This window comes from Streptomyces sp. NRRL B-24572, assembly GCF_002156145.1.
Lineage (GTDB): Bacteria > Actinomycetota > Actinomycetes > Streptomycetales > Streptomycetaceae > Streptomyces > Streptomyces vietnamensis.
On the sequence record NZ_MWIG01000724.1, the window covers coordinates 1 to 5,763 of the forward strand.

The 5,763-nt window shown below is 74.0% G+C and carries 4 protein-coding genes and 1 pseudogene; 1 reads left to right on the top strand and 4 read right to left on the bottom strand.

What is annotated here, in order from left to right:
* Positions 1-614: TerD family protein (locus CCN56_RS34525; protein WP_179200085.1), on the top strand; the 614-nt coding region annotated here is incomplete at its 5' end.
* 19 nt (positions 615-633) lie between these two features.
* On the opposite strand, the gene CCN56_RS34530 is transcribed toward CCN56_RS34525, so the two are convergent.
* The 4 genes and pseudogenes from CCN56_RS34530 to CCN56_RS34545 all read right to left on the bottom strand — a co-directional run.
* Positions 634-1,650 (bottom strand): 1-aminocyclopropane-1-carboxylate deaminase, encoded by a 1,017-nt coding sequence (locus CCN56_RS34530; protein ID WP_086831752.1) that lies wholly within the window; start codon positions 1,648-1,650, stop codon positions 634-636.
* 337 nt (positions 1,651-1,987) lie between these two features.
* Positions 1,988-2,626 (bottom strand): annotated as a pseudogene (locus CCN56_RS34535) (GntR family transcriptional regulator); the annotation flags it as partial.
* Positions 2,627-2,680: 54 nt separating this feature from the next.
* Complete coding sequence (locus CCN56_RS34540; protein ID WP_086831753.1) at positions 2,681-4,105, bottom strand: alkaline phosphatase PhoX; 1,425 nt, start codon at positions 4,103-4,105, stop codon at positions 2,681-2,683.
* A gap of 356 nt (positions 4,106-4,461) precedes the next feature.
* On the bottom strand, positions 4,462-5,763 hold a 1,302-nt coding region (locus CCN56_RS34545), incomplete at its 5' end, for a hypothetical protein (RefSeq protein WP_086831754.1).

Genomic DNA, 5,763 nt, shown 5'->3' on the forward strand with positions numbered 1-5,763 from the left:
GGGCCCCGGCCCCGGCCGCCGCCCCCGTCTCCACGGGAAAGATCAACCTCGACAAGGGCCGGGTCAGCCTCCAGAAGAACCAGACGGTCTCCCTGGTCAAGGGCGGCCGCCCGCTGCTCTCCCAGGTCAAGATGGGCCTCGGCTGGGAGCCCGCCTACCGGGGCAAGGACATCGACCTGGACGCCTCCGTCATCGCGTACGGCCCGCAGCGCAACCACCTGGACAGCTGCTACTTCGGCAAGCTGTCCATCCTGAACGGCTCGATCAAGCACTCCGGCGACAACCTCACGGGCGAGGGCGCGGGCGACGACGAGGTGATCGTCGTCGACCTCGGTCGCCTCCCCGCCGACGCCACCGGACTGGTCTTCACGGTCAACTCCTTCTCCGGCCAGAAGTTCACCGAGGTCGCCAAGGCCTACTGCCGGCTGATCGACGCGGCGACGGGCGAGGAGCTGGTCCGCTTCGACCTCACCTCCGCCGAGCCGCAGACCGGCGTGATGATGGCCAAGCTGATCAAGCAGTTCTCCGGCGAGTGGGAGATGACGGCGATGGGCGAGTTCGTGAAGTCGCGGACCGTCCGGGGCATGGTGAAGCCGGCCGCCCAGGCGCTCTGAGCGGCCGGCCCCGTTCGCGTCAGAACAGCGCGCTGTAGGCGTTGAGGGCGGGCTGGCCGCCGAGGTGGGCGTAGAGCACGGTCGAGTCCCGGCCGATCTCTCCCCGGTCCACCAGGTCGACCAGGCCCGCCATCGACTTCCCCTCGTAGACGGGGTCGGTGACCATGCCCTCGGTGCGGGCGGCGACCCGCATCGCGTCGAGGGTGGTCTCGTCCGGGACGCCGTACACCCCGGCGTGGTAGCGCTCGTCGAGTTCGACGTCGGCCGCCGTCACCTCGCGCTCGACGCCGATGAGGGCGGCGGTGTTCCGGGCGATCCGGGTGATCTGCTCGCGCGTCGGCACGGGTTTTGCGGAGGCGTCGATGCCGATGATCCGGCGGGCCTGGCCGCCCTCCTCGGCGAGCGCGGCGAAGCCCGCGACCATGCCGGCCTGGGTGGAGCCGGTCACCGAGCAGACGACGACGGTGTCGAAGAAGACGCCGAGCTCCCGCTCCTGCTCGGCCACCTCGTAGGCCCAGTTCGCGAAGCCGAGGCCGCCGAGCCGGTGGTCGGAGGCGCCGGCGGGGATCGCGTACGGCTTCCCGCCGCCCTCCTCGACCTCCCGCAGGGCCTGCTCCCAGCTCTCCTTGAAGCCGATGCCGAAGCCGGCCTTCACCAGGCGCACGTCGGCGCCCGCGAGGCGGCTGATGAGGATGTTGCCGACCTTGTCGTAGACGGAGTCGGGCCAGTCGACCCAGCTCTCCTGGACGAGCACGCACTTGAGGCCGGCGCGGGCGGCGACGGCGGCGACCTGGCGGGTGTGGTTGGACTGGACGCCACCGATGGAGACGAGGGTGTCGCAGCCCTGGGCGAGGGCGTCGGCGACCAGGTACTCCAGCTTGCGGGTCTTGTTCCCGCCGTACGCGACACCGGAGTTGCAGTCCTCGCGCTTGGCCCAGAGGGCGGCGCCGCCGAGGTGGTGGCTGAGCCGTTCGAGCGGGTGGACCGGGGAGGGTCCGAAGAGGAGCGGGTAGCGGTCGAAGTCGGTGATCGGCAAAGCGGCTCCCGGTGGGTGACGGCGACGGTTCGACGGTCCTGGACGCACGGCGGCCCTACGGGGCCGGGGACTCCACGGGCACGGGTTTCTCGGCTGCGGGGTCCCCGGCCGCGGAGGGCTTCGCGTGCGGAGGCCTCCCGTCGGCGGACTCACCACCAACGGGCTCACCGGCCGCGGGCTCCCCACCAGCGGGCTCCCCGCCAGCGGGCTCCCCGGCCGCCAAGGCCACCGCGTGTGCGGGCCCGCGGGCCCCGGCGGACCTCCCGCCGGCGCTCCCTCCGGCCCCCGGGGCCGGCGTCGCGGGGATGCCGGTGACCTCGGCCACCTCGATGGCGTCGTCCGCGAGTTGCTCCAGGGCGGCCCAGATCTCCGTGGTCACCCGCACCGCCTCCTCCGCGTCCCCCGCCTCGCACGCCTCGATGAGCCGGGTGTGCAGTTCGGCCGATCCGCAGCTCCCGGCGTCGCCGAAGAGACGCCGCTCGACGCGGCGGATCAAGGGGGTGTAGCGGGCGATCGTGGCGGCGGCGGCGTGGTTGCCGCTGGCGACGACGAGGACCTGGTGGAGCTCGTCGTCGGCGTCGAGCGCGGCCTCCACGTCGGAGGCGCGGACGGCCGCCGCGAAGCGCTCGTTGGCCTCGCGCATGGTCCGGATGCCCTCGGGGCCGAGCAGCGGGACGCCGGTCCTGGCGGCGAGCTCGTGCATCACCCGCACCACCGAGGCGGCGTCCCGGACGACCCGGCTGACCGGCCGGGTGACCCGGGTGTAGCTCTGCGGCTTGGACTCGACGAGCCCCTCGTCGCCGAGCCGGGCCAGGGCCTCGCGCACGGGTGCGCGCGAGAGCCCGAGCCGTTCGGCGAGATCGGCGTCCTTCAGCGGCGCGCCGGGCGCGAGGTCCCCGCGCACGATGGCCTCGCGCAGCGCCTCGTACGCCCGGTCGCGCAGCAGGGTCCGGCCCACGGGCCGCAGTGCGTCCATGGACTGACATGTTAGATGTCAGTCCATGGAACTGACCACGGATCGGTTTCGGCCTCAGCGGCGGGGCTGGCGCCGCCAGGGGCCGGTGATCGCGACCATGATGCCCGGGGTCTGGATGTTGGCGAACAGCGTGTCGCCGTCGGGCGAGAAGGTCACGCCGGTGAACTCGCTGTCGTTGAGGTCGTTGCGGGCGATCGGGTAGGTGCGGCCCGAGTCGGTCGCGCCGAAGAGGTGCTGGACGCCCTCGCCGTCCTCGGCGATGACGAGCCCGCCGTACGGGGAGACGGTGATGTTGTCGGGGCCGTCGAAGGCGCCGTCCTCGTCCGGGGCGGCGTTCACCCCGAGGAGCACCTTGAGGGTGAGGGTGCGGCGCTTCGGGTCGTAGAACCAGACCTGGCCGTCGTGCGCGGCGCCGGGGCTCTCCTCGCGCGCGTAGGAGGAGACGATGTACGCGCCGCCGTCGCCCCACCACATGCCCTCCAGCTTGCGGGCGCGGGTGACCTGGCCGTCCGTGAACTGCTTGCGGACGGAGGTGGTGCGGCCGTCGCGGTCGGGGACGTCGACCCAGTCGACGCCGTAGACGGTGCCGATCCGGGTGGCGCGGGACAGGTCGTCCACGAAGCGGCCCGAGGAGTCGATGCACTTGAAGGCCTGGAGCTCACCGGCGTCGTCGGCGAGGGTGCGGAGCTTGCCGCGGCCGTGCTCGAAGTCCTGCGGCGGCACCCAGCGGTAGAGCAGCCCGTTGGGGCCGGCGGCGTCCTCGGTGAGGTAGGCGTGGCCGCGCTTGGGGTCGACGACGACGGCCTCGTGGGCGTAGCGGCCGAAGGCCTTGATCGGCTCGGGTTCGAGGTTGGCGTCACGGTCGTACGGGTCGACCTCGAAGATGTACCCGTGGTCCTTGGTCATGCCGTTCTTGCCGGCCAGGTCCTCGGTCTCCTCGCCGGTCAGCCAGGTGCCCCAGGCGGTGCGGCCGCCGGCGCAGTTGGTGGAGGTGCCGGCGACGCCGACCCACTCGGCGACGGTGCCGTCGCGGTGCACCTCGACGACGGTGCAGCCGCCGGCCGCGGCCGGGTCGTAGACGAGGCCCTCGGTGAGCGGGACGGGGTGCTCCCACTTGGCGCGGGGGCCCTTGAGCTCGTGGTTGTTGACGAGGTACGTGGTGCCGCGCGGGCCGTCGAAGGCGGCGGTGCCGTCGTGGTTGGAGGGCGTGAACTCGCCGGACTCCAGGCGGGTCACGCCGCTGTGGGTGACGACGCGGTACGAGAAGCCCTCGGGCAGGGCGAGCATCCCGTCGGGGTCGGCGACGAGCGGGCCGTACCCGAGGTCGTGGCCGTGACCGTGGCCCGCACCGTACGCCTCCGGCTCGTCGGAGGCGAGCGCCTCGGGGGCGGTGGCGAGAGCCCCGACGACGCCGGTGAGGGCGAGGCCCGCACCGGCGACGGCGGACTGCTTGGCGAACTCTCTGCGATTGATCGGCATGGTGGTGGGGTCTCCCTGTGGTGGCCGGATCTCGCGCGCCACCCTCCCGCGCTCCCACGAACGCCGCTTGAACGCCACGGGAACACCACCGGGCATGACGCCCGGGCGGCCCCGCGGGGCGCTCCCGCACCGGCCCGAGCATCGCTCGGCCCCGCCCCCGCCGGGGGCCCCGCTCCGGCGGGTACCACCGGGGGCCGCCACGCCCCCAGCAGGCGCTGTCGGGGCGCCACACCACAGCGGGCACCGCCAGGGCGCCTCCCCGCAGCCGGGCTCCCGGGCCGGAGTGCCGCGCCCCGGCAGCTGCCCCGCCGGGCGCGCGCCGCGCCGAGACCGCTCCCGGTGTCGGTGACCCCGCGTCAGGAGCCCGACGCCCCCGACCGGGAGCGGGCCTTGAAGGCGGCCTTGCGGGCCTCCTTCGCCGCGGACTTGTCCCGGTGCAGGCGGCCCATCGCCTCCAGGACCTCCGCCGTCGCCGGGTGCTCCACCCGCCAGGCCGCCTCGAAGAAGCCGCTGTGGCGGCCGGTGAGGCCCTCGATCAGCTCCTGGAGCTCCTCCAGCTCTCCGGCCGAGTCGAGCTGGGCCGCGATCGTGTCGATCGCCAGCCAGAAGATCATCGACTCCGGCGGCGCGGGCACGTCCGCCGCGCCGCGCTCCGCGAGCCAGACCCGGGCGAGGCCGCCGAGTTCGGCGTCGTCGAGGACCTCGCGGACGGCGGGCTCCGCCTCGGCGCCGACCAGGGAGAGGGTCTGCTGGCAGTGGAGGCGGCGGAGCGGGGAGCCCGCGTCGGCGCCCCGCGCGGCGTGCAGCAGCTCGCGGGCCGCGTCGAGCGCGTCGCGGCCGGCCAGCCACGCGGCGGTCTCCTCGCGGGCCGCGGCCTCCGGGTAGCCGGCGATCCCGTCGAGGAGGGCGTCGGCACCCTTGTCCGTCAGGTCGCCGACGGCGGGCGCGTCGACGCCGGCCTCCAGCATCCGGGCCCGGACGCCGTAGAGCCCGAGCGGGGTGAGCCTGACCATGCCGTAGCGGGTGACGTCCTCGTCGTCGACGGGCGGCGCGGGCTCCTCGTCCTCCTCGGCCATCAGGGCCTCGTCGACGGGCTGGTACTCGACGAGTCCGATGGGTTCGAGGAGCCGGAACTGCTCGTCGAGCCGCATCATCGCGTCGGAGACCTGCTCCAGGACGTCGTCGGTGGGCTCGCCCATGTCGTCGGGGACGACCATCGACGCGGCGAGCGCGGGCAGCGGCACGGGGCCCTCGCCGGCGCCGCCCTCGCTGACGGTCAGCAGGTAGAGGTTGCCGAGGACGCCCTCCAGGAAGTCGGCCTCGACCTCGGGGTCCCAGTCGAGCGCCTCGAAGTCGATCTCGCCGTCCTCGCCGACGATCGCGTCCAGGTCGTCGAGGACGGGGGCGACGGCGTCGGCGAAGACGGCGTCGAAGCCGTCCAGCCAGAGGCCGAGGACGTCCTGAGGCGAACCGCCCGTGACCAGTGCGAGGTTCTCGCCGGGACCGGCCCGCCCGGGAAGGTCCTCGTCCTCGGCGCCCTCCGCGGCCTGTCCGTCCTCGACGGCGACGAGTCCGGTGTCGACGGCGAGCCGCCAGGCGTCGCCGGCCCAGGTCTCGCCGTCCTCGTCGTCGGCGAGGCCGAGGACCTCGGCGGCCTC

Coding starts and splice junctions, on each gene's coding strand:
- CCN56_RS34540 (WP_086831753.1), bottom strand. CDS start 4,105: ATGCCGATCAATCGCAGAGAGTTCGCCAAGCAGTCCGCCGTCGCCGGT.